Source organism: Pseudomonas sp. P1_F7, assembly GCF_056405655.1.
This window is the reverse complement of sequence record NZ_JBFUBR010000001.1, coordinates 117,311-142,212: the sequence shown is the minus strand read 5'-3', so window position 1 is coordinate 142,212 and position 24,902 is coordinate 117,311. Positions and strand designations below refer to the sequence as shown.

Sequence of the window (24,902 nt, the reverse complement as noted above, 5' to 3'; positions counted from 1 at the left end):
GTGGCGGGGCGGGCTACCCCACCTGATCCAGATCGAAGTTTGTTGTTGGGCCACCGCCACTAGCGCTCCACCATTTCCCCGCCTGCGCGTTGTAGGTGGCCCGCATTCGCTGGGTGAGCTCCTGTAGGTCCTTGGGTATGGCGTCGTCGTTGGAGGGTTTTGGCAACGGCATGCGGACTTTCCAGAGCTGCCCACCGGCCTGGAAGGAGAACATTTGCCCCTTGGGCAAACTGACGATATGAGCAGGCTCGATCAGCGGCACACTGGTGCTGCTGACACGGTCCTGTGAGGACGAGGTGAAGTCCGTGTTGGCCTCTGGATCGGAGGTGTCGGTGGCGCCCGACACCAGGGTTTTGGTCAGCACATTGACCTTGGGCAACTGCTGGGTGAGCAGTTCAGCGGTGGCGGTTTCACGCACGCGGAGCATCTGTAGGGTGTTGAAATTGCCGATCACTTGGCCAGCCTTGGCGCGGTTACCGATTCGCGCTTCGATATCGCTGAGGGTCTGGGTGTAGGCGGTTACCTGGATACCTGCGCCGCCACCCTTATTGATCAGTGGGATGAATTCATCCCCCATCAGCTCGTTGAACTCATCAGCGTGCAGATTAATCGGCAGTTTGTCACTGCTGCTGCCCGATGCGGGTAGGCCATGGTCAATTCCATGTTTGTAGATGTGCCCCGCGACCGAGACCAAATCGGCGAACATGGAGTTGCCCACAGCAGCGGCCACCTCGGCGTCGGTCAGCGCATCCAGACCGACGTAGACGATGCCGCGTTTTCGGATAATCTGCATCCAGTCGAAGATTGGCCGCGGGTCATCTAAATCGGTGTAGTTGGGGGCCAGTAACTGGGCGGTCTTGCCGGTGGTGAGTTTCTCCAGCAGCGGCAGTAGCGAGGCCACGATTTTGTCGAAGTAAGTACGGTCGTAGCGTACCGCCGAACGCAGTCCGTCCAGTACCGGATCAAATACCCGTTTCACCGCCAGGTACTGCTCGATGGCCACCACGCGCTTTTCGCGCCCGACCATATGCCGGGGAATGTTCTTCTCGGTGAGCTTGCCTTCAAGCTGGACAATCACTTCCCACGCCTTCGGGTCGGTCTTGGCGAAAAACTGCTGGGCGTATTCGATGAACAGTGCGTCGATGTTGACCACATGTCGCTGGATCTGCAGGTAGTCCGGGCGTCGGCCCAGCTCGATCAAAGCCCGGGCGATGATGTTGACGAAACGCCAGGCGAACTCACGAAAGGCTGCGGAGTTGCCTTCACCACTGAGCTGCCCAGCAATGCGCGACGCCACTTCCGAGATGCGCCCGAAACGTCCCACGGCGTTGTAGCGCGCGGAGATCTCCGGCCAGCCTAGATGAAACACATAAAACTCCTTTTCCCGACCAGCGCGTTTGGCTTCGACGTACATCCGCTTGAGCAGGTCGGCATCGCCCTTTGGATCGAAGACGATGACGACCTCGTGTTCAACGCGGTGTATGTCCTGGGTGATGTACACCTCGGCGAGTCGCGTCTTGCCGACACGGGTAGTGCCGAGCACCAGGGTGTGTCCGACCCGTTCACCCAGGGGCAAACTGACTTCCGTTTCTTTGGGCTCGACCCCGTGCAGCAGCGATGAGCCACCGACTGGGGGCAGAGGGCGCAACGGATTGAAGGCGCTGTCCCAGGCGGTGGCACGGGCCAGGGTCGAAAGCGGAAACGGTGCATGCTCCAGGCGCCGTTCGAGTGCTCGGGCCAGGCGGTAGCGGGGCGGTTGGTCGACATAATGGGCGACCGCCGGATCCTGGGCCTCGACCAAGCGCTGGGTGTGCAGACGGGTCCAGCGAAAGCCGCGGCCCATGAACAGACGCTTGCGACTGACCGGAATCTGTCGGCTGGTCAGCTCGTAGCGGGGCAGCCGGCGGATATTGCGCCGATAGCGCAGCACCTCCCAAGCTTGTCGCAGGCGGATCAGGCCGAACAGGGCATAGGCTAGCGCCGCCACCAGCCCGATCTCGGGTGACAGGGCCACCGCCCAGGGTGAGTACACGCACAGCACCGCGGCCGCGATGCAGATTGCCACGGTGTACAGCTCAACCGCCGGCCGGAGCTTGGACTCCATCGCATGCTCGGCCATGGTCTGGACTCACTGTTCCAGTGAGGTGGCGGTGATCAAGGCGGGGTAGTGCTCAATCTGCAGGCGGGTGGCGATGTCGTTGCCGTTGACCGGTAGGATGGTGATGCCCGGAGCGGCTGCTCGAATCCGGGCCAAAGCTTCGGTATCGGTTACTTCGACGGCGAGACCGGCCGCGCCCATTTCCTGCAGTTCAGTCGCACGTTGACGCAACCAAGCCAGTGAGTGGGCATCCTCACCCACCAGGAAAAATGGCCGCAAGCCCGGCATGTTCAGGGCGCGAGACGTGATCTGGCCGGGGCTCAAGTGAGAGCTGCGCACGGGCAGTATCCAGGCTTCATCGGCAAACGTGGACAAGTCCGCACGCATGGCTCGATCAGGCTGGGGCTTGTTGTTTATGGGCGGCCTGGCAGCCTGAAAATGGGGGTGGGTAAAGTCGCTAGGCTGATCCCCGGCTTCGGTCAGTTCCGGCTGGGCGAAAGGTGCCAAGAGCAGGGTGACATAGCAGGTGATGGAGATTCGCTTCATGGTGATGTGCCTTGTTCAAAGGAAATCAGCAGATGTTCGAGTCTCTGGGAAAAGCCAGCACGGTAACGTGCGGCCGGCGCGCCTCCTGCCGGGCGGTGATAGCGTCCGGCCGCTGACACCCAATCACCGGTGGTGGCGTGATGTTCCTGCAACAGCGCGGCGGTCACGGCGAGATTTCGGTAGGGGTCGAGGGCTTCGCAGGGGCTAGAGAAGCGTTGTCCGTGGTAACCCAGGTTGGTTTGCCCGAGACCGACATCGACCCGCTTGGCGTCATGTCGGGCGAGTGCCTGAAGTAAGGCGTGACAGGCGGCTTGGCGAGTGGCGAAGCGGTAAGGGCTACCGGCAATATTCAGCGTCCAAGGCCAGGGCCGCAGTCGACCACGGACGCGGATACCACTCTCCTGCAGGGCAATCGCGAACAGCACCGTAGAAGGGATGTCGGCGTCATGCGCCGCCAGTTGGTAGGCAGGAGGCGGGAGTTCATCCGCCTGGACGGCGAGCACCGTCAGCAGGAGCGCAATACCACTCAGTCGAGGCGTTGCCATTGTCCATTCACCTGTTGAAATGTGGCAGGCAATGGCCCCGGGGCCCCCAGGCTGAACCAGCGACCACGGTCATGGTTCAGGGTGATCTGCCGACGTTGCACCTTGGCCGGATCGATATCTGCTTGCCGAGCCCAGCGACGGACGCGTTCATCCTCGCCTTGGCTGCCCACCAGGTAGATATCGAAGGCGTTATCACTGCTTTGCAGACGCTGCGCTTCGGCGGTGCACGCTGGGCAATGGTCCTCCACAAACAGGGCTTGGCGCAACGCGACCGCCGAGTTGGCAGGGGCCGGGGATGCCATGCCCTGGATCGGCAGCAGCCCGGGAAACAACTTGGCCCAGGCCGTGGTGTAAGCGTTTTGGTAGGCCAACTCGCGCTCGGCGCGTTTGGCTTCCAGCGCAACTTGTAATTCGGCATAGCGCTGGCGCTCTTGGTCGGTCTCGGCCTCGACTCCGAGTGCGGTCAACGGATCGAGGTTCGGGCTCCAGAAACCGCGCGGTCCGGCTTGGATCTGTTCGAAGCGCGTCCACTCCTGCTCGGTCAGACCCCAGTTTGCAGCCTGTTCAGAATGAGAGCGTGCCAGGGGAGCGGACTGCGTGTCCTGGATCCGTGACGGTGTCGTGGCGGGGTTGCCCATCGCAGCGCCCATGGCTAGCAGCGAAACGAGACAGACAACGGTGGGCAGTAGCGGTCGGTTCATGATCGCTTCTCAAGGGAGTTGCACGGTCTGGTCTGGTTGAGTGGCCACCGCGAAGATGGCGGAGTTCGGCGCCAGCACTTTCAGCTGCCAGGCGCCGAGCTGCTCACCGCTATGCAGCAGCCGAACATCCATAAGCGAGCGACTGTCAGGAGGTGCGACTGCCAAAAAACGCTCACCCCCGCGGGACTCGACACTCAACACTGAGAACGGTGGCGGGAGCGGGATGGGCTTGGGGCGAGCGGTTTTTTTCGCTCTGGTCGCGGCAGGCGTCGGCGGTGGGGGTGACGGCTGGGGCCTGAGGTCCAAGAGTTGATGCTCGACCTGTTCAAGGCGTGCGCGTAGCGCTGTCATGTCTGCCGCGGTGGCGCGGGCTGTCAGGCCATCACGCAGTTCCTGTATCTCATGCGCCCACTGATCCACCATCGGATCAAGGGTATTGGCCTGTTGCTCACCGGTATCGACCATCTGCTTCAGGTCTTTCAGTGCGTACTGCAGCTTCTCCTGCGTATCCTTGAGGGCGTTTGAATCACGTTGCAGTGTGTCCAGGGTTTGTCGGTATTGGGTGTTCGTGCTGTGTAGCTCGGCCACGCGCTGAAACTGGTTATACAAACCACCACTCAGCCCGGCGGCCGCCAGGCACAGCAGCCCAATGATGAGGGTTTGAAACGTCGAGGCTTTCATGGGCGTGCCTCCGACTGATGGGGCGAGATGGGTGTGGTTGGCGTGACGCTGGCCACTGTTTTCAGCTGTGCGAAGCAAACCGAACGGCTGACTTCATCATTTGTGAGTTGCCAGGCGGGGCCCGCCAGCACTTGCAGCGCGCGGCGCAAAGAGATCGGGCCGAGCCGGTAATGGGCTGCGGGCAGAGGCCGGGTAAAAAGCACCTTCACCGCCGCGGCATCGGGACAGAGCGAATAGCCCGAGCGCTGCAATACGTACTGCAACGCATCCTGCACTGAGGGGCTCAGGCTGGACGGGATGCTCACGTCAATGATTTGAGCGAGGAGATCGCGTTGTTCCGTGGTGGGCTCGGTGCTGGCCATCGTATAGCGGCCATAGCGGAGTTCTGCCGGATGGCTTCCTGCGGCTGTGCCCTTCGAGAATTGGGCTCGATTGGAGCCACTGTCGATCTCTGGATGGGTCGGCAATGGGTTGGGGATTTGCGCGGTGCAGGCGCTCATCAAACCCAGCAGGCAGACAGGCGTGAAAAAACGCTCCATGGAAAAAACCTCATGTCAGATTCAGTGCAGAACCTGACATGAGGTGAAGGAGCCATTCAGTGAGAAAGGTGATTCACGATGGGTCGTGTTAAAGCAGAACGTGTTGCTCTTCATCAAAAATGGCGAGCCCATCCAAGACGGCAGCGTCGGGATCGAAGATCAACAATCGCACATCCGCCAATGCCGCCAGATACAGTACGTTGATCAAGGCTTCCGGCGTACCGGCGTCGAGTTGTTCTTGTCTCAGGCTTGTATAAGGTTTGCTCTCAATTCTCAGCAGGTTGTCGTCTGTCCATGGAGTGCCGATCAGTTTGCAACCGATTCCGTGGCAATCCGGCAACGCGAAAAGCTCGAACAAGAGCCCGGTTTGCCTCGGAGCGGTATTACTGACCCACTCCTCCAGATAGAACATCGCTTCTGCAGGAAGGTGTGCGGTACTGATCTCCCAGGCTCGACTGTAGTGTCCTGTTTCGAAGCGCAAGCGATGGACCATGGCTTGGGCCTCTTCCAGGGAGTACAGGTCACCGAGGTGATGCCGCTCGTTGAGCATTTCGCCCATCACGGCGTAGATCACTTGGCGCACCAGCCCGTTGGACGGGCAGCGCTCATCCAAATCATCCGGAATGGATTGACCTTCGCTGATCAAGGCGAAATCGTCATAGAACAGACAGGGGAACAGTTGCAGCTCATGGTCGGGCAGATGGGCCTGTGAGTCGTGCACGGGGCGAAAGCAGGGAGGGCAGTCGTCTTCGTAGGTGATCAGTAGCAGCCGTTCGATATGCAGGTTGTCGTAGCCGCGAGCAAATGGGTTTGAGCACGCCAGCAGGGCTGGGGCTAGGTATGTGGGGTTCATGAGGGTTCTCCAGAATGAAAATGAACAAGGCGCCCGAAGGCGCCTGTTAGGGTTAAAGCCAGCCATGTTCGGCCAGAGAGAGGGGACGACCTTCACCCACGATAAAATGGTCCAGTACGCGCACTTCGATCAAGGCCAAGGCCTCCTTCAACCGTGCGGTCAAGACGCGATCCGCCTGGCTGGGTTCCGTACACCCTGAGGGGTGGTTATGAACCAAAATGACAGCGCCCGCGTTATGGGCCATGGACCTCTTAATGACCTGTCGGGGGTAAACGCTGGCGCCATCAATGCTGCCGTGAAAGAGGACTTCGAACGCCAGCACGCGGTGCTGGGCATCGAGAAAAATCACACCGAAGACTTCATGCTCTTGTTGCACAAGGTGCAGTTTTAGGTATGAGGCCACGGCGCCAGGTGACGTCAGGTTAGGGCCGCGGGCGAACAGCCGACGATCTAGAATATGCAGTGCCTCGTCGATCACCTGGTTTTCTTGGCTGATTCGATCAGCCTCGACATCCGAGGTTTCAATCAGCGTGAGTTGAGTGCTCATGGGGGTACCTCCGAAGGGAACAATCAGGGGGTACACGCCCGTGGGGAACGGTGTCCCCGAGGTGGATATAGAAGTCGCCGGCGTTAGTCGATGGCGCGCTGTTTACAGCCGCGTGAATCGATGGCGCTGGCCGTGCAGGGGTGAACCACAGCCGTCGCAGGGCGATGAGGAAAAGGTTCTTATTCCCCGGCTGGTTTCGGGATCGAAGTCGGCACTGATGGGCATCAACCGAACCAGCCCACGTTGCATCGCTGCAATGCGTTTCTCGATTTCATCCGCCGTGTAGTAGAGCGATAACGTGCTGTAGTCCTCGTAAGCCACAGCGAACAGGCAGTCGTCGCAAAGCCAGAAGGATTCCATGAGGGTTCCCCTGTGCGGATTGAAGAAAAGGCGCTCGACGGAGCGCCTTGATGGGGAACATCGTGGACTGTTCAGGCGGACTGAACGGTACGGGTGGCATCACGGCGGGCCGTGCGGGGAGCAGCTGGAGATTCAGGTTCGACCCGAGTTTCTATTGGGTTTTCACTCTCCTCAACTTCGGCATCAGCCGATGATGGGGATGACTCACTGGTGGGCGCTTGCTCAGCAGGTGCTGTTGCTTCCTGCCTGGCGGGCGCTTTGTACTCGAACGTGCCGTCGATCTTGATCCAGTCGATGAACAGCAAACGACCTTTCAGACTGGCGCCCGGTTGACCTTGTTTATCGCCTTTCTCGTAGAGAAACGGATCGATCCACAGGTCGCCGATACGGAACGACAGCAAGACCTTTTTCTCGGCCTTGACGGCGTCCATATAGAGACGAATCAAGCGTTCAGCTTCGCCCCCAGCGACTTTGCAGTCGAAGCGGGTGTACTCCACCGCATCGGTGGCACCGTGCAGGGCTGCGATATCGCAAGCCATGAATGGCTGGCCGCGGCGGACTTGTACTTCACGAACACGGTTGAGATAACCGATACCGACGGTGTGCAGATTGAAGTAAGTGGTCGCTTCTTGGGAGTGGTTGGCGTGGGCCATGGTGGTTCTCCTGTTTCAAGGGAAAACGGCGACGCACAGCCCCTGATGGGGAAGTGAGCCCCCGTCAGGGTGGGTATGGTGAAGGCGAGCAATGAACGACTCGCCACTGGCAAGCCGATGACGATCAGAACGTTGCATCTCGGGGAAAGCGGTGCAACTGAGGAGTGTCTGCGGTAGTGGTCCGCAAACATGGGGTAGTGAGCATTCATCACCGCTGAAGCGGTAACCGTGCGGGCTTCCGAACGCTGATCGCACTTGGGTAAACCACCACGAACGTGGCGTAGCCTTGAAGGTTCAAGCTACCTGGGCTGGGCTGTCGACGACAGCGAACCACGCCCTTTGTATAAGCCTGTCCCAGGGGAGCGTCAAGACGCTGCAACCCAGTTTTTTATGGCCGGAATTCAGTGGCAGTCACTGGAATGAAGAAAGTGAAGAGTGAGCCTGACGGGTCGCCAGGCGAGGAAGAGAAAAGCCACCTTTGGCGGTCTTACGCAGTCGACAAGCTCCTCGCAAAACTTGGTTTAACTGCGCCATGATTCGCCAACCGACCCTTGTCGTGGCCTGGGTCGGAAGCTGTTGGCACGCATCCGCGCACAAAGGGTGCCCAATGTTTCCCCGGTGGGCTCCGGGGCTGAATACGATCGCCGAGGCGGATGACCACTATTGCCTGGCAGAGGCAATAGTGGTCATCCGCCGCCGTGATCAGGTCGAGCACAAATCGGGAACGAAATTCCCCAGAAGAAATGGCCCCGAACTCTAGGAGTCCGACCGAACTACCCGGAGCGAATCGGTCTTGGGTCGCCATTGGCGATGATCCTGAGGCACTACAGCAGAGAGGATGGGATGACGTCAAGGCAGAGTGCGTTGACTTAAAGGTCGCCCCAATATTCAAGTTGATCTTCAATGATGAGTCATGGACGAGGCACATTTTTGCTGATCGGCACAGTGCCCTTGCAGTCCGGGTAGTGGGAGCACGACCAGAACGGCCCTGATTTTCCCTTACGTCTGAGCATTGAGGCGTTGCAAATGGGGCAGGCTGGACCGGTTTCTACCGGTAACGCCAAGGTGAGCGCTCCACAGTGTTCGACCAATTGCGCAATCCAACTCGCCTGCTTGGCGACGAATTCATCCAGAGTCAGACGCCCTGCTTCGATTTCGTCCAGGGCCTGCTCCCAGATCGCGGTCATACCCGGATCTGCGATTGCAGCGGGTACCGCCTCGATCAGGGTATGGGCCGCCGCAGAGGCCATCAAGGCGCGTTTTTTCTTCAGCAAATAACCGCGATCAATCAATCCCTTGATGATGCCGGCTCGCGTGGCTTCGGTACCGATACCGGTGGTGTCCCGAAGTTTCTGTTTCAGGCGGGGGTCGTTGACCAGTTTGGCCACGTTTTTCATCGCCTTGATCAGATCGCCCTCGGTCAGCGGTTTGGGAGCGGCGGAGTGCATGGGCTTGAGTTCGACGTCGTTCACTGCGCACCGAGTACCCTGTTGCAAGACGGGCAATACTTGATGCTTTTGACTGGGCTCATCCTCCTCGGTGTTTTCGTAGAACAAGCCTTTCCAGCCCTGAACCAGAATCTGTTTGCCAGCAGCGGTCAATCGTTCTTCGCCACACTCCAGTTCGACCTGGGTTCGATCAAACTCATGATGCGGAAGAAATTGCGCGAGGTAGTGGTAACGAATCAGCTCGTAGACATTGCGCTCTTGTTGAGACATCCGCGCAAGGTTCGCGGGTTCGGTGGTGGGGATGATGCCGTGGTGCGCGGTGACCTTGGCATCGTTCCATGCCCGTGAGCGCAATGATCGATCGACGCTTCCGAGTGCGGGCCGTAGTGCGGGATCCGTTTTGAGCAGGGCATCGAATACCGCGGGAACCTCGTTGAACATACTATCCGGCAAATAGCGGCAATCGCTGCGTGGATAGGTGGTGGCTTTGTAGGTTTCATACAGGGATTGGGCAGTGTTTAGGGTTTCCTGAGCGCCGAGTCCCAGCTTGCGCGAGCAGACTTCTTGCAGTGTGCTCAGGTCGAAGGGCAGGGGCGGCGGTTCTCGGAAATGCTCAGTCTGCAGCGAGAGTACTGTGGCGGTCTTACCGCTAGAAATCTCATGGGCCGCCTGAATGGCCAGCGCTTGTTGCTGGCAACGACCTACCTCGTCCTGCCCTGAGCTGGGTGGTAACCACGACGCGATGAATGGTTGCCCCATTGAGGACAGGTGCACCTCCACTTCCCAGTAGGGCACCGAGACGAAGCTGGCAATCGCACGATCCCGATCGACCACCAGACGTAAAGTGGGTGTCTGGACACGTCCAACCGATAGTACGCCGTCGTAACCCACCCGCCGACCGAGAAGGGTAAATAAACGACTGAGGTTCATGCCGATTAGCCAGTCGGCGCGGCTTCGGGCGACGGCTGAGTGGTAGAGCGAGAAGGTCTCCTGCCCAGACCTCAGCGAGGACAGTGCCTTGCGAATCGACGCCTCGTTGAGTGCGGACAACCAGAGGCGCTGAACGGGGCCTCGATACCGGCAGAGTTCCAGTAACTCGCGGGCAATCATTTCACCTTCGCGGTCGGCGTCGGTGGCGATGACGACGCTGGTGGCTTCGCTGAGCAGACGCTTGATGACGTTGAACTGTGCTGCGGTCTTGGGTTTGACCTCGACCTGCCACTGCGCGGGAATGATCGGTAGATGATCCAACGACCAACTCTTGAATTGCTCGCCATAGGCTTCAGGCGGTGCTGTCTCCAGCAGGTGGCCGATACACCAGGTGACGATTGAGTCGGTGCCGATCAGGCAACCATCACCACGCCGATTGACCCCGAGTGCCTTGGCGATGTCCCGACCCTGGGAAGGTTTCTCGCAGAGGAAGAGGCGCATAGAACTGCTCCGGATTGAGTTCGGAGCAGCGTGGTTGGAAACAGCAGTGGCGAGATATGAGAAACCTGAATGACAGGTTCCTCATATTAGTCGGTGAGGGCAGGCTTGAATGGGCCGGGGCGGCTTGTAGTGTGGACGACAGGTGGGTCTTCACGAGCAGCGAGTAAAAAAACAGCTCAGCAACTTCGCGCAAAGGCGCAATTCTTATGCCTGAAGTCTGTCAGTCCGTAGATGGCGGCCCTCTGCGTTTTTTGGGTTTCGACGCAGGTGAGCTGGCCTGCTCTGTGTTTTGCCCGACGTGTGTCGCAGATGCCGCTGGTTCACTGGAGCGTTCGCGCATGACCACGCTGTGCATCCGGTGAGGCAGCATGCCGACTCGACGGGCCTCGATCTTGAAGGTGACCCGCGCATTGTCTTCGCTGTCCTCCCACTCATCGCGCACGGTGCGGCCTTCGACCAACACGCGCATGCCTTTCTGGTACAGCGTGCTCCAGTGCTCAGCTTCGCGGTGCCAGAGTTCAACCGGCGCCCAATAGCCGCCTCGATCTTCATAGCTGCCCTCGCGTGGCACGGGGTTGTCGAAGTACACATTCAGCCGTAGCAAACGCCGTGGCTCGTCATTGCCTGATGGAAATTCCTGGAACTCTGGCGCACTGCCGATATTGCCTTCGCCGACAAAAAAAGTGCTCATCCTGATACCTCCACTGCGGTTGTGAATTGGCGCAGTAACCGTTCGGCACTGGCCATTTTGATCGCGCAGGTTGATGCCTGGCGGTAGAGCGAATGCACCCCGCTCATTTGCAGGTTCAGTGCAATGCGGTTGCATTCGAATTGGTACAGTCCCTCGCGCACGACCTGCGGCAGGGCTTGGTTGCTGACCTGGCGTTCCCAGACCGCAACCCCCATACGGGCGAAGTCACGGGTGCGCCAACGCAAAAAGGTGCTGCCCGCGCTGGTGTTCTGCAGCACCAATCGAATATCCAAGTGTGAGTAAGGGGGCTGTCCGGCTTGCTGCACCACAGCCTCCATCAGGTGACATAACTGCGCCTCGATTTCTCTCGCCACCTGCGCCAGGTGCTCCAACTCTCCCTTACCCTTAAAGGGCTTTAAAAGGCCTTTTAGGGAGGGTGCGTGTTCGAGCTGTCGATAGGCATCCGGTGTCAACGCTTCTAGGCGTATTGGCTGAGCCTGGATCATCGGACTCATGCTTCATCCTCCGGCTCATCCACCGTCACAGGCGGCTCTCCTTCTTGCTCTGCCAACGCGTTGCCGTCATCCATTGCCACAGCACCACGACGAATGATCGGTGGCGCAAACTGGGAGCGGCGATGACCTTCAAGGATGTCCATGGGGGGCAAACCCAATTTATCGATGGCTGCCAGGGCACGGGCGTTGTTCGCCGCCATGTCATCACGCGTGACGCCAGCATGCCGATAGCGCTGTGCCTGGCCGAATAGGCTGCGCAGCAGATGGGCACCGTCATCGATCCAGGCTTCCATGTCCCTGCGACCGATCAAGGCAGTGTGATGGGTCAATAGGGTCCGACGCACCAGGGTGTCGTAGTCGGTCAACAGGTAGACCGCCAGAAAACCCAGCTGGCTGCCGATGTACAACGGCAAGGTGACGGGGTGGATGTTGAGGTTGTCGCCCATGTCGATCTGGGTCGGCAGCTCTTGTCTGATCCGATCCAGCTGTTGGGTCAGTTCCAGCATCCCGGCCTTGGCCCGCATCAGTTTTTCTTCGAGTTGCACGATGGCCCAGTCGGCATAGGGATCGTCCTGGGCCGCGGTTTGTTTGATCAGGTTGGTGACACTGATGTAGCCGGCCATGCCCATGATCGAGTGGACGCCTTCGCGTGCGGCCCGACCTTGCCAGATGCGGGCGGCGTGGTGAGTGTGCAGGGTCAGGGTGATGCTGCTGCGCAATGATCCCAGGTTGAGTTGATAGTGATCGGCCACGGTGTTGTCCTCGCATAAGCTTGGACGGGAACGTTGCGACAGATGAGGGTCAAGGGCAGCCAAAAAGCTGAATGCGGTCTATTCGGTTTGAGAGGGTTAATTTTAGAGACGTTCGTGAGTGATGCCAGTGGCATCATTTCCATCGATGGCGATGGCGATGGCGATGGCGCTCGGATTGCGCAGGTTCGGCCCTTTGCGATCTCACATTAGAACTCAGTAGATTTGATGCCACTGGCATCAAATCTACTGACGTCCAGGGCGTTTGCCGCGCAATTGGCGTAGCTCATTCAGGCACGCTTGGGCGAGGACGGAGGCGGGTTCGCCCTGTTTTCGGGATGGGCGCGAGGATGCCGTTGGGGGCGGTTCTGCAACGGGTGAGGGTTCTGTCTGACCTGCCCAAGGACGAAAGTCGCCTTTCAGTGCGCGCTGGATCAGGCCCATCAGATACGCCGCTGGCTTGCGGATACCTCCTGCCGTACAGCGTGCGCTCGCTTCGTTGAGCACCGCCTGACGATCCGCTGGTTTGAGCTTGTTCAGCGCCACGGCGACGGCCTGACGCTCGCTTGGACTCAGGTGCAGCGAATCGGGCCAGTGCAGGTTATCCACCGCTGGGGTCGCGTGCGGTACAGTACATATACTTTCTTTTAATACAGTACAGGCGGCGTTCGGAATCCGAACTGCGCTGGAAATGCTGGCGTTTAGACCCGATTCGGAATCCGAACGAGGGCTTGCACGATTCCGAACAAGGTGATCTTCCCCCAGTTCGGAATCGTGCATAGTGGTATCAGTTGTCTGATCCAATCCTTGCTGCGTCCAGTGTTCACCCCAGCTGTCGAGCCGGGTGGGGAGCTGACCTAAATCGATACGGGTGTCCTGGCGAATTTCTTCCAGAACATGCTGCGCGACAATGCGCACAGCCTTCGTTGCATGGCCGAGGGCATGTCCGACCAGCTCCAGGTAATCCTGATCCAGCTCCATGGCTTCGGCGGGGGTTAACGGCTCATCGTGCAGGACGTACAGCGAACCTTGTAGGCGCCCGCTGAGCTGATCGCGGCCACGACTCACCAAGCTGAGCCAGCGTGTGAGCCTAAGCATCGTCAAGACGCGAGCAATGGTTTCGCGGGAGGCTGACGCACCATAGGGCACGCTGGACAGGTAAGGCTGCAAATCCTCATAGCGCGGAGTCACCACACCCTGGCCTTGCAGCATGAGTCGAAACACCTGCCAGGCATTCCGTTCCAACGGTGTCAGACGATTATCCAACAGCAGGCGACGCGGCACGACTTCGTGTGATTGGCCGCTGAACAGAAAACCAGCCTGCAGAGCCTGGTTGGACGGTTGTTCGGTGGTAGGGCGTGCGGGCCAGCGTTCACTCAGCTGCTGGGTACATTGCTGCAGGACACGCTGCCAGCGACTGGAAGGGGCAGTGTTCATGTTCCATTGCTGTACTGGTCAATCTGCTGCCAAACGATGGTCAAACTGATCTGTTGTTCTTCGGCCAGCATCATCATGGCGTCGAGCTGATCCTCGGTACCGTCCTGAGCGCGTAGCTGGCACCATCGCTGCCAGAGTGCATGTTCCTGCGCTTCGCTCAAATGCTGAGGACGGCCCTTACGGGTTTCTATCTTGAGCAGACGTCGACGCAGGGCGGTTTCCGAATGCGCCAAGCCGAAGCATTGATACATGATGGTGCTGCTGGCGCCTAGCTTGAGCGCTCGGTTGATCAACCGTTCGTTCTGCTCGTCGCGTTCGGCTTGCTCGATCAACCGATGTAGCACCGGCGAGTCAATCTTGACCTCAACCCAGGGTACGGTGGCATGGGCCAGGCGCGATAGGGTGGTGGGTGGTAAGGATTGCAACAGGTAGATGTCGTCCTCACCCAGTCCGAGTGCCTTACAGCGTTGTAGATTACCCAGGCGCAGTTCGTGTAGCACCTGAGTCAGCATGGCCTGGTTGAGCACATTGAAGGACGGGCTCATGGCAATTTCTCCGGTGAGTCGTCTTCAGGGGCAAGCGTTAAGTCGATTAGACGACGAGCCAAGCGGATTAGGCGATACAGCTTGAGTAACAAACTGTCGGGCAGCCGCTCCAGTCCTACGTCCACGGCGGGACGATCGGTCAGAGGGAGTTGATAGATTCCCAGCAACAGCTGGCCAAACAGGGCGGAGGGCAGTTGCTGGCGATCCTCCCAGTTCACGTCGTCTTGAGCGCGTAATAGGGCCAGGAGCAGTAGGTGAATACCGGTCGCTCGCGGTGTAGCAAGATCAAGGTGCTCGATGTTCAGGGCGTAGCCCAAGCCAAGCTGCTGATCGATGATGCTCTCGGGATGTCCGGCATAGGCCGCCATTTCCCGCGCCAGTCCAGCAATGGCTGAGCGCAGTTGTTCGGGGTTATCCAGTGTTGGTGCGATGATCCAGACGTCGTCGATCGCACAGGTTTCAACGGTCGGTGTTACTCCAGTGGCAGTGTCGCGCTCGATTTGTTCACGAATCTGTTGAACACGTGACGGAGGGCTGACCGCTGAGACGACATTCGTTTTAGGTGGTGAAAGCAGTTCCTCTCGCGTTGGTTCGCTCTGTGGCTTGGTCACAGTTGATTGGGGGCGGGACTCGGAGGAGTGAGGTCCTGACGCGGCTTCATCAACGTTCGGTAGATGGTTGTTCACTGAGGGCGTGCTGACGACAACGCCAGGCGTCGAGATTATCCGTTGGGTATCGCTCAGCTCCAGGGCCAACATGCGGTAGGACTGTCCGAGCAAGCGGCTCATGCGTTCGAGCAGTTCATCCTGGAGCTGCTGAAGATCGAAGGATTCAGGTTCGGCATCGAAGTAGCTCAGGGTCTCGAGCCAAAAATCGGTGAACGCAACGGTGGCGGTTGGATAACGGTTCCAGGTACGTTCAGCCTGGCTACGCAGAGTGATTAGACGTTCGATCTGCGGCTTGCCCAAACCGGCATACAGGGTTTGTGGAATGGCGGGCAGTAAGTGTTCAAGGGTGTCCAGCATCCGGCTGATGTGCGACTGCGAAATCGGATAGCCTCCAGCGGCAAGACGTCGTGCCAGCTCACGTTGTGAGAGCACAGTCCCCTCCGGTTCGAGCATGGTTTTGAGTTTGGCTACCGCCAGAGCACGTTCGATGAAGGTGAGTTGGCCGTGCAGATCGCTTTCGGCCAGATGGCCGAGTAGGGCGGTGATTTCATTGGTCCAAGGACGGAACAGGCAATGAATGCGAAAGAAGCGCTCGTCGCGGGTTTCCTGCCACAGCTCGCCGAGAATCGCCAAGCGCGTATTACCGCCGTTGCGGATGATGAAATAGGTTTCACCCGGGCGGCGGGTAATTGGTGGCGGTTGATCCAGCCCGCGTTCACGGATCGAAGCCTTGATATCGTCGTATAGCGGATTACGGATGAAGCGTGGGTTGTGTTCGTAGGGTCGCAACTGCTCCAGAGTGACCAGCATCGGCGTGTCAGTAAGTGGATCGGATACCCGCTCCAATTCTGGACCTCGTAGGAAGTGGTCCTGGTGCAGCTTGTCGGTGACCTGCTCCTGACTGAGCCTCTTCATCTGACCAACCTCCGTTAACGCCGGTTGCGCAAATGGTCACCGACCTCGAATTTGACGATCTCGGCAGTGCCCGAACCTTCGAAATGTCGGGAGAGTTCTGCGAGGAACCACCCCATGGTCGAGCGCCCACCCTGCAGGCGAAAGACTACGGTGCAATACTCGTCGCAAGGTGGACGGTGGGCTCGAAGGGGGGGCTGAACGATGGTGGGAAGCTGATCCAACATCAAAAGACTCCTTGCCAAACACTGTTGGCCTCAAGGTCGATCAAACACAATGACGGGGTGAGAAATGTGGGATTATCGATTCGTCTCATTGATCCTCCGCGCGCCTGCCCACCGTAGAGATCGCTTCGCGCCATTCCGGAAACAACTCGATGGCCAGTGCTTGTATGGTTTCCAGCGCCGATGGCGTTAGTCGTTCTCGTAAGCGACGCGTCTCGATTCGGTGGACCGGCAGGCCAAGGGAGGCGGCATTGAGATACGCCACTCGGTCTGGAACGACGGTGTCTAGAACCGAGATGTTGTAAGCCCCAGTGAAAGTCTCGCGCAGGCCACGGATGATCATCCGTGTGTCCACTCGAATGGAATTCACCTGGTTTAGAAGCAGTCGCAACGGTGGCGGTGGAATGCCCAGGTGGCGGAACGGTTCGAGGTCGCTGAGCAGCTTCAAGGTGCCGCGGTGCAGTTCGCGGGCGGCGAGCATTTCCGGGGTGATGGGAGAGAGGGCGAGATCTGAGGCGAGGATGGCCATCTCCAGCAGCACGCTACGTGCGCCCTGAGTGTCGATCAAAAGCAGGTCATAATTGAGACGGAAATTGTCCAGCAAATTGTGCAGCCTTAATCTCCCATCGGGGGAATGCAGCAGCAAAGTGTTCAGTCGGCCTTGATCATCGTTGGAGAGGATCAGGTCGAGCCCTGCAATCACCGTTCTGGAAACAATCTGTGCAGGAGTTGTCAGGTTGAGTGCTATGAACTCGTACGCACCAGCAACAGCTTTCTGGCTCAAGGCGTAATAGCTGGAGAGAGTGGGCTGGCTATCCAGGTCCAATAGAAGGACGCGCAGGCCCGCATCTGCAAGAAGGCCGCCGAGGTTGGCGGTCACCGTGGTCTTGCCCACGCCCCCTTTAGTCGATACCACCGATACCACACGCATGACATCAGGCCTGCTGACCTAAGCGTTCAACGACCCAGCGCTCGATCTCCAACGAATCCCAGCCCACGGCACGCAATCCAATGCGCTTAGCTTGAGGGAATTTTCCTTCCTTCATCAGGTTGTAGATGTGCGCACGCTTGAAGCCGGTTTTTCGCTCCACCTCGTCACGCCGCATGATGTGACGTTCTACTTGCAGTTGAGGTACTTCAACGATGGGTGAGGATTGGCTGGGCATGCTGGTCACTCCTGGCGCTGATTGGCGCGTGGTGGGAAGTGACCTGAATTGAATAGCAGAAAACAGAGGTAGTCATTGCACTGCAATCAAAGGAATTGCAGTGCAATGCATCGATTACTTGTGTTTCTTGAGACTACGGTTGGCTGAGGCAAATTTTTCGTCTAGCGTTCGTTTGCTGAGACCAGGCACATCTCTGTAGCGTGCGAGAACAGCATCGACGATTGCGGCTTGGTTCTTGAATACGGAGAGAGGCTTTCCAGCGGGTGAATGGCCCAGCAGCAGGTTGACTAAAACACCAATAATATTCTGATACGTGATTTCGCTACGCTCACTGATGTGGCCATGCGTTTTGACCAATGCTTTGAGCTCATCTCGCTCTAACCCGATTGATTGAAGGTCTTTTAAAAAATCTTGATGGTGCCGCCGCAGCGTTTCCAGCTCTTGCAGGATGACATCCCGATCAGCTTTAAGTGCTAGGTAGGTTCCTAGGCTGACTTTTTCATCAGCATCCTTACTGGGCTCAAACAGAAAGCTAGGCTTTTGATCGGGATAGTGAACCTGCATCCAGTTGCGCAGATCAGAGTGGCGTACTGTCAGCTGAAAAGGTTCTACGTAAGTCCCCATGCGAACCGAAATACCGAGACACCCATAAGGCAACTCACCGTTACGTACAGCGTCATAAATTGCTTCAGTAGTCGCGCGCAGGCACGGCCATTGTGGGAATATTTTTCCAAGCCTCTCTGGGCAGATCTCATCAGCTCCTATTATTTCTGCTTCATGACGAATGAGGTTGCACCAACGTAATGCTGCTTCAATCGGTCTATAGAAGGTTTTAGTTTGTGGATTGAAAATATATACAGACATATGCGAACGGACCTCCGTTTCCGATGGTCCGGCCTCCCGTGGAGCATCACTATGTCAGCCAGGCTGAGCGCAGGAGCTGTACTTCCGGATTCGGCACTCGGTGAGGTCAGTCCATCTACCTATTGATTCGTTGTTTTTCCTTGATACGACGCTAGCTGCTTACCTCGTCCATTCACCACCAGAGAGGTATGTGGATATGGGCAAAGTGGGGCGCAGGTCAATTCCAGACGGTAAATGTCTGGTAAGGTTCAAGTAGTAAAATTGGTGTTTGATCAGTAACAGGGTGTGGCCATCGTCACGGATCTTTTCCAGCAGGCCGCACAACTGGGCTTTTTTTGCTGGTATTCATTTCGGCGGACGGCTCGTCGAGGACCAGCGAGCATGGCTCGGAGGCTAGGGCTCGGGCGATTTCAGGCCCAGTTGGTGGGCTGTAGACGAAACTGTCGACGCGATAATCGGTGAATGACGCAATGGCCGCATATTTGAACAAGCGGTAGGCGATTTCACCTGTTTGCGCTTCTTCTTCCAGGGCCCTGCGATGACGGCTCAAAACCGCCCACAGACCGTTGCCAGGGGCGCACATGGCAGCCGACCATGACATTTTTCGGCCCCCTTCAGGCATTGAGCAGGCAAATGTGCTGAAAGGTTCGGGCGACACCATCCTGTGCCACCTGAAGTACCGTGAACCGTGATGGTGGGTAAGCGTCTGGGCATTACACCTTGCGTGATGATATCCAGTTAGCTGTAGCGACTCACCGATCTCACAGGGCTTGTCTGCCTGCATATCGGGCCACACGCTAGCATGATGATTGACTGAGCCCGAGAAGGCCTCCATATGAGTATCCCTACATCATCTGACGAAGCCGAGAGCCGACTTCCTCGAACCCGTTCCGCACATAGAAATCAAGAGTGCGCTTCCATTTTGATTGCCCGGGCGCTCAAACTCCCGTCGCGTCCATCCACGAGCGCGGCTTTCCTGCAAGGCGACCTCAAGCATATGAGGGCAATCCCGTCGGAGCGCATGTCCGGTCAAACATAAAGCTCCGAAAACTTTCCGAACTTGTCTCCCGAATGGATCGTCATGCATTCGTTCAGTACCATGATGTCGACCGGCTCGCCATCTGCACTTGTGACCACGGCGACCACGCCAGCACCGGCAAGCACTGTCTGCGCCCTTTGTCTGACGACGTCGGGGGGGCGCTTTCCCGCTGGAGAGCTCATCGAGCATGAAACGGTCGACCGCCTCGGCATCCGTTGCGTTGGTGCTGCGAGTGGATACGATGGACATTTTCTCTTCTGCTTTAGCAGTTAAGGAACGGTGCCTTCCCAAAGCGGACAACATCACCAACATTGGTTGTATATCAAACAGTCTGCTATCCAAAATCTTCACCGGTTTCAGGGGCAATGACTGGAAGTGTTTGAAATTCTGAAGTCAATTCGCCGTTAAGAAATGCGCACTTTTCCAGAAGGTCAGGCCATCTGAATGCGCGAACTGCAATGTTTGCAATACCTTGCATTTTTTAAATCCCAGTAAATACCTTTTTCAGAAGTGTATGGCAGCTGGACCGTTGATTTGCGGCGCAATGGGGCGAAGGCATGACAAAATCCTGCATTTTTTCTCATCAACCTCAGGATTCGAAAGCAACAGAAACTTGATCGCGCAGACGCAGCACGCACATCTGCAAATGGACGATGCCGATCCGAAACGGGAAGGCTGCGCTGGAGAGCATCTACGAGGACAGGTTGCCACAGTAGCCTCACCCCGGTAACACAAAATCCTGCATACCCTCCGTACTCACGCGCCTGCCGCCGCAGAAGGCCGCAGCCAAGCGAACGAGGCAAGCGTTTCATGGGTAGGCTGCGACTATGCTACCTATGCCAAAGAACAGTCTCGTTTATCACCACAGCCTGCTGCCGAAAAAGTAGATGACGCAGTATTAAACTGGTTGGTAATGACCGGTGGCGATTTCGGTTTGGCTATCTCATGGAACGCTGGGCAGCACGCTTCGTGAGCGAGCTTTTTCGCAACTACGTGGTGCGCTTCGTTGGGTGCAGCATCAATGATCAAGTGTTGCGCTCCCGCGCTGCATGATGGATGCGCTGGCCGCCGACCGATGTTGGGCGAAATTGCGCCGCAAACTAGGGCATTGGGCGACTGTGAACCTGGACAAGAACATCGCAAGATCGTCGAGTGGGAAGCGAAAGGCGTTTCCCTCATCATGTACAATGTTCCGGCTGGTAAGCGGCCAGCACGCGACAGGATGACTTTGTGGTTGAATGCTGTGAGCTGTGTCTGACAAGTCCGGATTACCAGCTCGACAGTTTGCGACGTTCAATCCTGGCTCATCACTAGATTGGCTGCTGGATGCGTTTTCCGACGAGCTCTATCGATACGGTGATCTCAACCGCTTTAGCGTACGTCCGCAAGATGAGGTGGACGTCAAGTTGCGCTTCAGGTTAGTTTGCCGTCCCGCTTCATATCCTCTTACGCCAGCGCTGATATTGGTGGCCGGTGGTATCGGACGATGTGATATTTCATCTCGCTCGCCGGCTGGTGAGGCACTTGAATGATCCGCAGTTGGTCATTTAGATTGCACGGAGGGGTGGGCAACTGCATGACTGTTGGGCTTGGCTGGTCGAGAACGGCTGAATGAGTTTGGTCACTTTGAGCGCGAGCGCAAGGCGACTGAGATGGGTGAGCCCCGTGCTCACTTACCCAACGCCATACCTAGGCTGCGATGAGCAGCGTTAATTGGACAGAGGCACAGCCTCAACGGCTAGAGCAATAAGTGGCAGATGCTTACTCCGCGTACCCAGCGTTTCGTCATCGCGAACAGGCTCGCTCCACAGGGGAGGCAGAGAATATCCATAGCACCGAAAGCAAACCAACAAGATCGACAGGGAGTCATCGATGTCATTCGTAGAGCCGACAGAAAGCCAGGGGTTTACCGATTGCCGCTCCCTCGCAATGTAGTCGCAATCGTGACTGGAACTGACGGTCGGGCTCCATGCCGAGGTGGCACAGTATTTTATGGTCAGCGCCCGTTGCGAACGCTTGCCCGGAGCCTTGACGTTTAAAAGTCCCCGAGGTCCTGCGCGTTAACGCGTTCGACCCAGTCCCGCACAATCTGCACGTTCACGCCACCAATTCTAGCGGCCTCGCCAGCATCACCCCATCATAAATCTGCGCAAAAGCCAGAAGCCACAGCGTCTGGGCAGCCTCCTTCGATAGCTGCGCCGACTTGCGCAGGTCATCGCCGATGTCATCCGTGCGAAGCCAAACGTGCTGCCCCATGCCAAGCCGTCTGTTTGCACTAGGGATTCAGATTCATCGCACTTTGTGAACCCTCAAGCGCCTGAAATAATACCGATTGGTATGAGATTCGGCGCAAAGAGATAGTTAGTACATGAGGTGCTGCTGGTCGAGCTCAGGACCGGAGACAGCGGTTGCTGATGTGAGCCACGTTGAGGCTGCGCTCACTTGGGAGCCATCAACTATGTCAGCTATTAGATAGGATGCAGGAATTCTGCATGAGTCCGCTTAAAAACACCGTAAGCCGCAATGGTGAAACCAGTACCTTGCTTGCAATGGTTCGCAGTTGTTCTTCACAAGTATCTCGGGAAGGGGCTATGGAGTCTCCGTAGAAAGCGGAGCGTTCATTGTCGAGAGGCGTCTGTGGAAGAACGCATTGCCATGCTAGACGAGCATGGGCCATGCCGCAGTATCTTGCCACAGCTTGCCTGGCTCCGAGAGGATGATTACTCCCCCCCCTGCGGAATTCTGCGCGAGCAATGCTCTATGCGGCAATTTTTGAGGCGGCATCCATGGCAATCCGGCACCACCCACAACAACACCAAAATGCTCGTATTGCGACCTCCAAAATGCCTAAGAGAATCTCCCCGCTCGAACTATTTCAATATAAGACGTTCCGTTCCCTCTGGTCAGCTTCTCTTATATCGAATCTCGGCAGCCTCGTTAGGGGGGTGGGTGCGGCGTGGCTGATGACAAGCATTTCCACGTCTCATGGACTGGTGGCACTCGTCCAGGCATCGACCACACTGCCGGTCGTGATTGTTTCGCTCGCAGCTGGGGCGCTCGCGGACAACTTTGATCGTCGGCAGATCATGCTGGCGGCTCAGCTGCTGATGTTCTGCGTATCTGTCGGCCTGGCGTTTCTTGTCTATGCGGGGGCAGTGACACCCTGGGTTCTGTTGAGCCTGACCTTCCTGATCGGCTGCGGCTCGGCACTGTTCGACCCGCCATGGTCCGCGTCGATGGGTGACATAGTTCCCCGTCAAAATTTGCAAAGCGCGGTCGCACTCAACAGCATGAGCTATAACCTTATGCGCAGCATCGGACCGGCGATTGGAGGCATGATTGTCGCAACAGCCGGTGCGGCCTTCGCCTTCCTCTTCAATGTCTTTTGTTATCTTCCCTTGATCGCCACGCTCTGGCGATGGAAGACGGAGCCTGCGCATCAATTGCTCCCGCGAGAACCTTTCAGTAACGCGATGGCTGCGGGCTTCCGCTACGTACTCTTGTCGCCGAACCTTCTCAAGGTGATGTTTCGGAGCCTCGTTTTCGGTTTCACCGCCATCATTATTCTGGCTCTGCTGCCCGTCGTTGCCCGTGATCAGGTTGGGGGGACTGCCACGACCTACGGAATCATGCTCGGTTTCTTCGGTTTCGGAGCGATTTGCGGCGCGTTTCTCATTGGACGGGTTCAGGAAGTCCTCAGCAATGAGTGGGTCGTTCGCGGCGCATTTTTCATGTTGGCCATCTGTTGCTTCTTTCTGGTATGGAGCAAGTATGTTTGGCTGAGCTGTCTGCTTCTCATGCCTGCTGGTGTGGCATGGGTACAGGCACTATCGCTCTTCAGTGTGACGGTCCAACTTTCGACGCCGCGGTGGGTTGTCGGAAGAGCCTTGTCACTCTACCAAACGGCCACATACGGTGGCATGGCTGCAGGGAGTTGGATATGGGGCGAACTGGCCGACACGCAGGGTGTTACCGGTGCCCTGCTCATTGCAAGCCTTGCTCTTGTCTTCGGTGGGCTGATCGGCATCATTCTTCCCCAGCCGGATTTTGAGGCGCACAATCTCGATCCGACTGACAAATTCAGTGAGCCGGTGCTGAAAATCGACCTGCGATCGTGCAGAGGACCAATCTCGGTGACAGTGGATTATTTAATTGATCAGGGAGATGTTGCCGAGCTTCTAAACGTAATGGCACTCCGGCGAAAAGCGCGACTTCGAGATGGTGCCAGACAATGGAAGCTGCTCCGCAACCTGGAAAAGCCTGAAATGTGGACCGAGAGTTATCACGTATCCACGTGGGTCGAATACGTGCGCCATAATCAGAGGCTGACGCACGCTGACGCTGAAATCGTGGCGCGCCTCGAGGCGCTGCACCGAGGTGATTGCCCACCCAAAACCAACCACAAGATTGAACGACAAACCGTGCCGGTCCGCGACGATATGCCGCTCAAACCTCACATTGACAGAACTTGAGCTGGAAAAATACGAACATCTTTACCACTGCGAGGCGTGACGGGAGGAGGCCTTGAAATCGTTCTTGTCTCTTGGACCACAGTGGTCTTTGGTGGTCACTACGAGGATAAAATCCGTGTTCCCGTGACGTAATACTTGATCGCACCGCGCGCGTCTTACGTTTTGCGGCCTTGAGCCGATCGATAATGTCAGCAGTCCGATCTCGTTCGAGTGAAACGAAAACAATCATCGCGATCTGACGGCCAACAGCCTTTGCGGAAACCATGGGGACCTCTGCCTATTGGGAGCTTTAGCCCCCAAGCGTTTCCACTACCATTCTCGATTCCTTTGTTCGAGCAATGGTGATGGCCGATCCGCTCACAAGTCTGTTGCAGGGATTGCATCGGGGTAAGTCCCGTTTTCTCAGTGCCAGACTCAAGCCAACGATAGACAACCGGGTGCTCCCGCCGGTTGTTATTGCGCCACAGCAGGCGGGTGGTGTTCCAGCACTTCAACCTGTGGTCGCACATGAGCGCCCTGGAAAACGTCATGGATGCCCCGGCGCATGTACTGGGGATGAGCAAGCAAGACGCTCGGGAAAAAGCCGAACACTACTTGTACTAGGTCGGCGTCGCACACCGCAAGGGTGCCTATCCGGCACATATGTCCGGTGGCGAGCAGCAGCGGGTGGCGATTGCCCGGGCGCCGGCGATGGAGCCGGAGGTGATGCTCTTCGACGAGCCGACCTCGGCGCTCGACCCGGAACTGGTCGGCGAAGTGCTAAAGGTGATGCAGGACCTGGTCCAGGAAGGCCGCACCATGGTGGTGACCCATGAAATGGGCTTTGCTCGCGAGGTGTCGAACCAGTTGGTGTTCCTCCATCAGGGCCGGGTCGAAGAAGGCGGCACCCCCCGCGAAGTGCTGATCAGGCCTCAGTCCGAGCGACTGCAGCAGTTCCTTACCGGCAGCTTGAAATAACCCGGCACACCGACTGTTGGCCACGCACATCAACAGTCGGCTTCGGATACACAGGTGCTCAACTTGTAACTGCAAACATTGAGCCGGAATGCCCAATCCCTCGAAGCGCTTGACGGCCTATGCCGCACCGATGATGCGGGGCCGGCGGAAATCGGCCTGACCTGCATTCGGATCATCGAAAGGTGACCATTACAAGGCCGCGCTCTGCGATCAAGCGGTCGACTTCTGCCGCCTCGTTTTCCGGTACAAGCCGCGACATGC

General features: G+C 57.5%; 24 protein-coding genes and 1 pseudogene. 2 read left to right on the top strand and 23 right to left on the bottom strand.

The annotated features are described in order from the left end of the window. Positions 1-13: 13 nt before the first annotated feature. The 23 genes from traD to AC1D1M_RS00570 all read right to left on the bottom strand — a co-directional run bounded on the left by traD (position 14) and on the right by AC1D1M_RS00570 (position 21,468). Entirely contained in the window at positions 14-2,119 is a 2,106-nt protein-coding gene (traD, locus tag AC1D1M_RS00680; protein WP_477762187.1) for a type IV conjugative transfer system coupling protein TraD, read from the bottom strand. 9 nt (positions 2,120-2,128) lie between these two features. Continuing rightward, complete coding sequence (locus AC1D1M_RS00675) at positions 2,129-2,644, bottom strand: integrating conjugative element protein (protein WP_477762186.1); 516 nt, start codon at positions 2,642-2,644, stop codon at positions 2,129-2,131. After that, on the bottom strand, positions 2,641-3,189 hold the full coding sequence (locus AC1D1M_RS00670; RefSeq protein WP_477762185.1) for a lysozyme family protein: 549 nt from the start codon (positions 3,187-3,189) through the stop codon (positions 2,641-2,643). Before AC1D1M_RS00670 ends, AC1D1M_RS00675 begins: the two co-directional genes overlap by 4 nt. Next, positions 3,171-3,890 carry a TIGR03759 family integrating conjugative element protein gene (locus AC1D1M_RS00665; protein WP_477762184.1) on the bottom strand — a complete coding sequence of 240 codons (720 nt, stop codon included), beginning with the start codon at positions 3,888-3,890 and terminating at the stop codon, positions 3,171-3,173. The genes AC1D1M_RS00670 and AC1D1M_RS00665 overlap by 19 nt, the downstream gene beginning before the upstream one ends. Before the next feature lie 9 nt (positions 3,891-3,899). Beyond that, complete coding sequence (locus AC1D1M_RS00660) at positions 3,900-4,571, bottom strand: chemotaxis protein (RefSeq protein ID WP_477762183.1); 672 nt, start codon at positions 4,569-4,571, stop codon at positions 3,900-3,902. Next, on the bottom strand, positions 4,568-5,110 hold the full coding sequence (gene pilL2 / locus AC1D1M_RS00655) for a PFGI-1 class ICE element type IV pilus protein PilL2 (protein ID WP_477762182.1): 543 nt from the start codon (positions 5,108-5,110) through the stop codon (positions 4,568-4,570). Before pilL2 ends, AC1D1M_RS00660 begins: the two co-directional genes overlap by 4 nt. Before the next feature lie 88 nt (positions 5,111-5,198). Continuing rightward, positions 5,199-5,963, bottom strand: a complete 765-nt coding sequence (locus AC1D1M_RS00650; protein ID WP_477762181.1) for a DUF5983 family protein — start codon at positions 5,961-5,963, stop codon at positions 5,199-5,201. A 52-nt stretch (positions 5,964-6,015) separates the two neighbouring features. After that, positions 6,016-6,510, bottom strand: coding sequence for a RadC family protein (radC, locus tag AC1D1M_RS00645; RefSeq protein WP_477762180.1), 495 nt, complete (start codon positions 6,508-6,510; stop codon positions 6,016-6,018). 102 nt (positions 6,511-6,612) lie between these two features. Beyond that, positions 6,613-6,870, bottom strand: a complete 258-nt coding sequence (locus AC1D1M_RS00640) for a hypothetical protein (protein WP_477762179.1) — start codon at positions 6,868-6,870, stop codon at positions 6,613-6,615. A 71-nt stretch (positions 6,871-6,941) separates the two neighbouring features. Further along, positions 6,942-7,523: an STY4534 family ICE replication protein gene (locus AC1D1M_RS00635; protein ID WP_477762178.1), complete on the bottom strand. Its 582-nt coding sequence runs from the start codon at positions 7,521-7,523 to the stop codon at positions 6,942-6,944. Between the two features lie 911 nt (positions 7,524-8,434). Continuing rightward, positions 8,435-10,402 carry a DNA topoisomerase III gene (locus tag AC1D1M_RS00630; RefSeq protein WP_477762177.1) on the bottom strand — a complete coding sequence of 656 codons (1,968 nt, stop codon included), beginning with the start codon at positions 10,400-10,402 and terminating at the stop codon, positions 8,435-8,437. 220 nt (positions 10,403-10,622) lie between these two features. Next, positions 10,623-11,093 (bottom strand): single-stranded DNA-binding protein, encoded by a 471-nt coding sequence (locus AC1D1M_RS00625; RefSeq protein WP_477762176.1) that lies wholly within the window; start codon positions 11,091-11,093, stop codon positions 10,623-10,625. Next, on the bottom strand, positions 11,090-11,608 hold the full coding sequence (locus AC1D1M_RS00620; protein WP_477762175.1) for a DUF3158 family protein: 519 nt from the start codon (positions 11,606-11,608) through the stop codon (positions 11,090-11,092). Before AC1D1M_RS00620 ends, AC1D1M_RS00625 begins: the two co-directional genes overlap by 4 nt. Then, the gene (locus AC1D1M_RS00615) at positions 11,605-12,360 is read right to left on the bottom strand and encodes a PFL_4669 family integrating conjugative element protein (protein WP_477762174.1); all 756 of its coding nucleotides are present in this window, start codon (positions 12,358-12,360) and stop codon (positions 11,605-11,607) included. Before AC1D1M_RS00615 ends, AC1D1M_RS00620 begins: the two co-directional genes overlap by 4 nt. A gap of 243 nt (positions 12,361-12,603) precedes the next feature. Further along, entirely contained in the window at positions 12,604-13,794 is a 1,191-nt protein-coding gene (locus tag AC1D1M_RS00610) for an STY4528 family pathogenicity island replication protein (RefSeq protein ID WP_477762173.1), read from the bottom strand. After that, a complete protein-coding gene (locus AC1D1M_RS00605) occupies positions 13,791-14,339 on the bottom strand; it encodes a DUF2857 domain-containing protein (protein ID WP_477762172.1) in 549 nt (182 codons plus the stop codon). Before AC1D1M_RS00605 ends, AC1D1M_RS00610 begins: the two co-directional genes overlap by 4 nt. Continuing rightward, positions 14,336-15,922: a ParB family protein gene (locus tag AC1D1M_RS00600; RefSeq protein WP_477762171.1), complete on the bottom strand. Its 1,587-nt coding sequence runs from the start codon at positions 15,920-15,922 to the stop codon at positions 14,336-14,338. The genes AC1D1M_RS00605 and AC1D1M_RS00600 overlap by 4 nt, the downstream gene beginning before the upstream one ends. A 14-nt stretch (positions 15,923-15,936) precedes the next feature. After that, positions 15,937-16,146: a hypothetical protein gene (locus tag AC1D1M_RS00595; RefSeq protein ID WP_477762170.1), complete on the bottom strand. Its 210-nt coding sequence runs from the start codon at positions 16,144-16,146 to the stop codon at positions 15,937-15,939. Between the two features lie 85 nt (positions 16,147-16,231). Further along, on the bottom strand, positions 16,232-17,074 hold the full coding sequence (locus AC1D1M_RS00590; protein ID WP_477762169.1) for a ParA family protein: 843 nt from the start codon (positions 17,072-17,074) through the stop codon (positions 16,232-16,234). Between the two features lie 4 nt (positions 17,075-17,078). Further along, positions 17,079-17,309: an AlpA family phage regulatory protein gene (locus tag AC1D1M_RS00585; protein WP_477762168.1), complete on the bottom strand. Its 231-nt coding sequence runs from the start codon at positions 17,307-17,309 to the stop codon at positions 17,079-17,081. Positions 17,310-17,423: 114 nt separating this feature from the next. Continuing rightward, positions 17,424-18,173 carry a hypothetical protein gene (locus tag AC1D1M_RS00580; RefSeq protein ID WP_477762167.1) on the bottom strand — a complete coding sequence of 250 codons (750 nt, stop codon included), beginning with the start codon at positions 18,171-18,173 and terminating at the stop codon, positions 17,424-17,426. A gap of 295 nt (positions 18,174-18,468) precedes the next feature. Further along, a complete protein-coding gene (locus AC1D1M_RS00575; RefSeq protein ID WP_477762166.1) occupies positions 18,469-18,834 on the bottom strand; it encodes a hypothetical protein in 366 nt (121 codons plus the stop codon). A gap of 2,475 nt (positions 18,835-21,309) precedes the next feature. Next, the gene (locus AC1D1M_RS00570) at positions 21,310-21,468 is read right to left on the bottom strand and encodes a hypothetical protein (RefSeq protein WP_477762165.1); all 159 of its coding nucleotides are present in this window, start codon (positions 21,466-21,468) and stop codon (positions 21,310-21,312) included. Positions 21,469-21,965: 497 nt separating this feature from the next. Here AC1D1M_RS00570 and AC1D1M_RS00565 point away from each other — a divergent pair, with 497 nt between their 5' ends. Together AC1D1M_RS00565 and AC1D1M_RS00560 are read left to right on the top strand one after the other, a co-directional pair. Continuing rightward, a complete protein-coding gene (locus tag AC1D1M_RS00565) occupies positions 21,966-23,684 on the top strand; it encodes an MFS transporter (RefSeq protein ID WP_477762164.1) in 1,719 nt (572 codons plus the stop codon). 465 nt (positions 23,685-24,149) lie between these two features. Beyond that, a pseudogene (locus AC1D1M_RS00560) lies at positions 24,150-24,641 on the top strand (ATP-binding cassette domain-containing protein); the annotation flags it as partial. Between the last annotated feature and the right edge of the window lie 261 nt (positions 24,642-24,902).

Coding starts and splice junctions, on each gene's coding strand:
- traD (WP_477762187.1), bottom strand. CDS start 2,119: ATGGCCGAGCATGCGATGGAGTCCAAGCTCCGGCCGGCGGTTGAGCTG.
- AC1D1M_RS00675 (WP_477762186.1), bottom strand. CDS start 2,644: ATGAAGCGAATCTCCATCACCTGCTATGTCACCCTGCTCTTGGCACCT.
- AC1D1M_RS00670 (WP_477762185.1), bottom strand. CDS start 3,189: ATGGCAACGCCTCGACTGAGTGGTATTGCGCTCCTGCTGACGGTGCTC.
- AC1D1M_RS00665 (WP_477762184.1), bottom strand. CDS start 3,890: ATGAACCGACCGCTACTGCCCACCGTTGTCTGTCTCGTTTCGCTGCTA.
- AC1D1M_RS00660 (WP_477762183.1), bottom strand. CDS start 4,571: ATGAAAGCCTCGACGTTTCAAACCCTCATCATTGGGCTGCTGTGCCTG.
- pilL2 (WP_477762182.1), bottom strand. CDS start 5,110: ATGGAGCGTTTTTTCACGCCTGTCTGCCTGCTGGGTTTGATGAGCGCC.
- AC1D1M_RS00650 (WP_477762181.1), bottom strand. CDS start 5,963: ATGAACCCCACATACCTAGCCCCAGCCCTGCTGGCGTGCTCAAACCCA.
- radC (WP_477762180.1), bottom strand. CDS start 6,510: ATGAGCACTCAACTCACGCTGATTGAAACCTCGGATGTCGAGGCTGAT.
- AC1D1M_RS00640 (WP_477762179.1), bottom strand. CDS start 6,870: ATGGAATCCTTCTGGCTTTGCGACGACTGCCTGTTCGCTGTGGCTTAC.
- AC1D1M_RS00635 (WP_477762178.1), bottom strand. CDS start 7,523: ATGGCCCACGCCAACCACTCCCAAGAAGCGACCACTTACTTCAATCTG.
- AC1D1M_RS00630 (WP_477762177.1), bottom strand. CDS start 10,402: ATGCGCCTCTTCCTCTGCGAGAAACCTTCCCAGGGTCGGGACATCGCC.
- AC1D1M_RS00625 (WP_477762176.1), bottom strand. CDS start 11,093: ATGAGCACTTTTTTTGTCGGCGAAGGCAATATCGGCAGTGCGCCAGAG.
- AC1D1M_RS00620 (WP_477762175.1), bottom strand. CDS start 11,608: ATGAGTCCGATGATCCAGGCTCAGCCAATACGCCTAGAAGCGTTGACA.
- AC1D1M_RS00610 (WP_477762173.1), bottom strand. CDS start 13,794: ATGAACACTGCCCCTTCCAGTCGCTGGCAGCGTGTCCTGCAGCAATGT.
- AC1D1M_RS00605 (WP_477762172.1), bottom strand. CDS start 14,339: ATGAGCCCGTCCTTCAATGTGCTCAACCAGGCCATGCTGACTCAGGTG.
- AC1D1M_RS00600 (WP_477762171.1), bottom strand. CDS start 15,922: ATGAAGAGGCTCAGTCAGGAGCAGGTCACCGACAAGCTGCACCAGGAC.
- AC1D1M_RS00595 (WP_477762170.1), bottom strand. CDS start 16,146: ATGTTGGATCAGCTTCCCACCATCGTTCAGCCCCCCCTTCGAGCCCAC.
- AC1D1M_RS00590 (WP_477762169.1), bottom strand. CDS start 17,074: ATGCGTGTGGTATCGGTGGTATCGACTAAAGGGGGCGTGGGCAAGACC.
- AC1D1M_RS00585 (WP_477762168.1), bottom strand. CDS start 17,309: ATGCCCAGCCAATCCTCACCCATCGTTGAAGTACCTCAACTGCAAGTA.
- AC1D1M_RS00580 (WP_477762167.1), bottom strand. CDS start 18,173: ATGTCTGTATATATTTTCAATCCACAAACTAAAACCTTCTATAGACCG.
- AC1D1M_RS00575 (WP_477762166.1), bottom strand. CDS start 18,834: ATGGTGTCGCCCGAACCTTTCAGCACATTTGCCTGCTCAATGCCTGAA.
- AC1D1M_RS00570 (WP_477762165.1), bottom strand. CDS start 21,468: ATGGGGCAGCACGTTTGGCTTCGCACGGATGACATCGGCGATGACCTG.
- AC1D1M_RS00565 (WP_477762164.1), top strand. CDS start 21,966: ATGCTCTATGCGGCAATTTTTGAGGCGGCATCCATGGCAATCCGGCAC.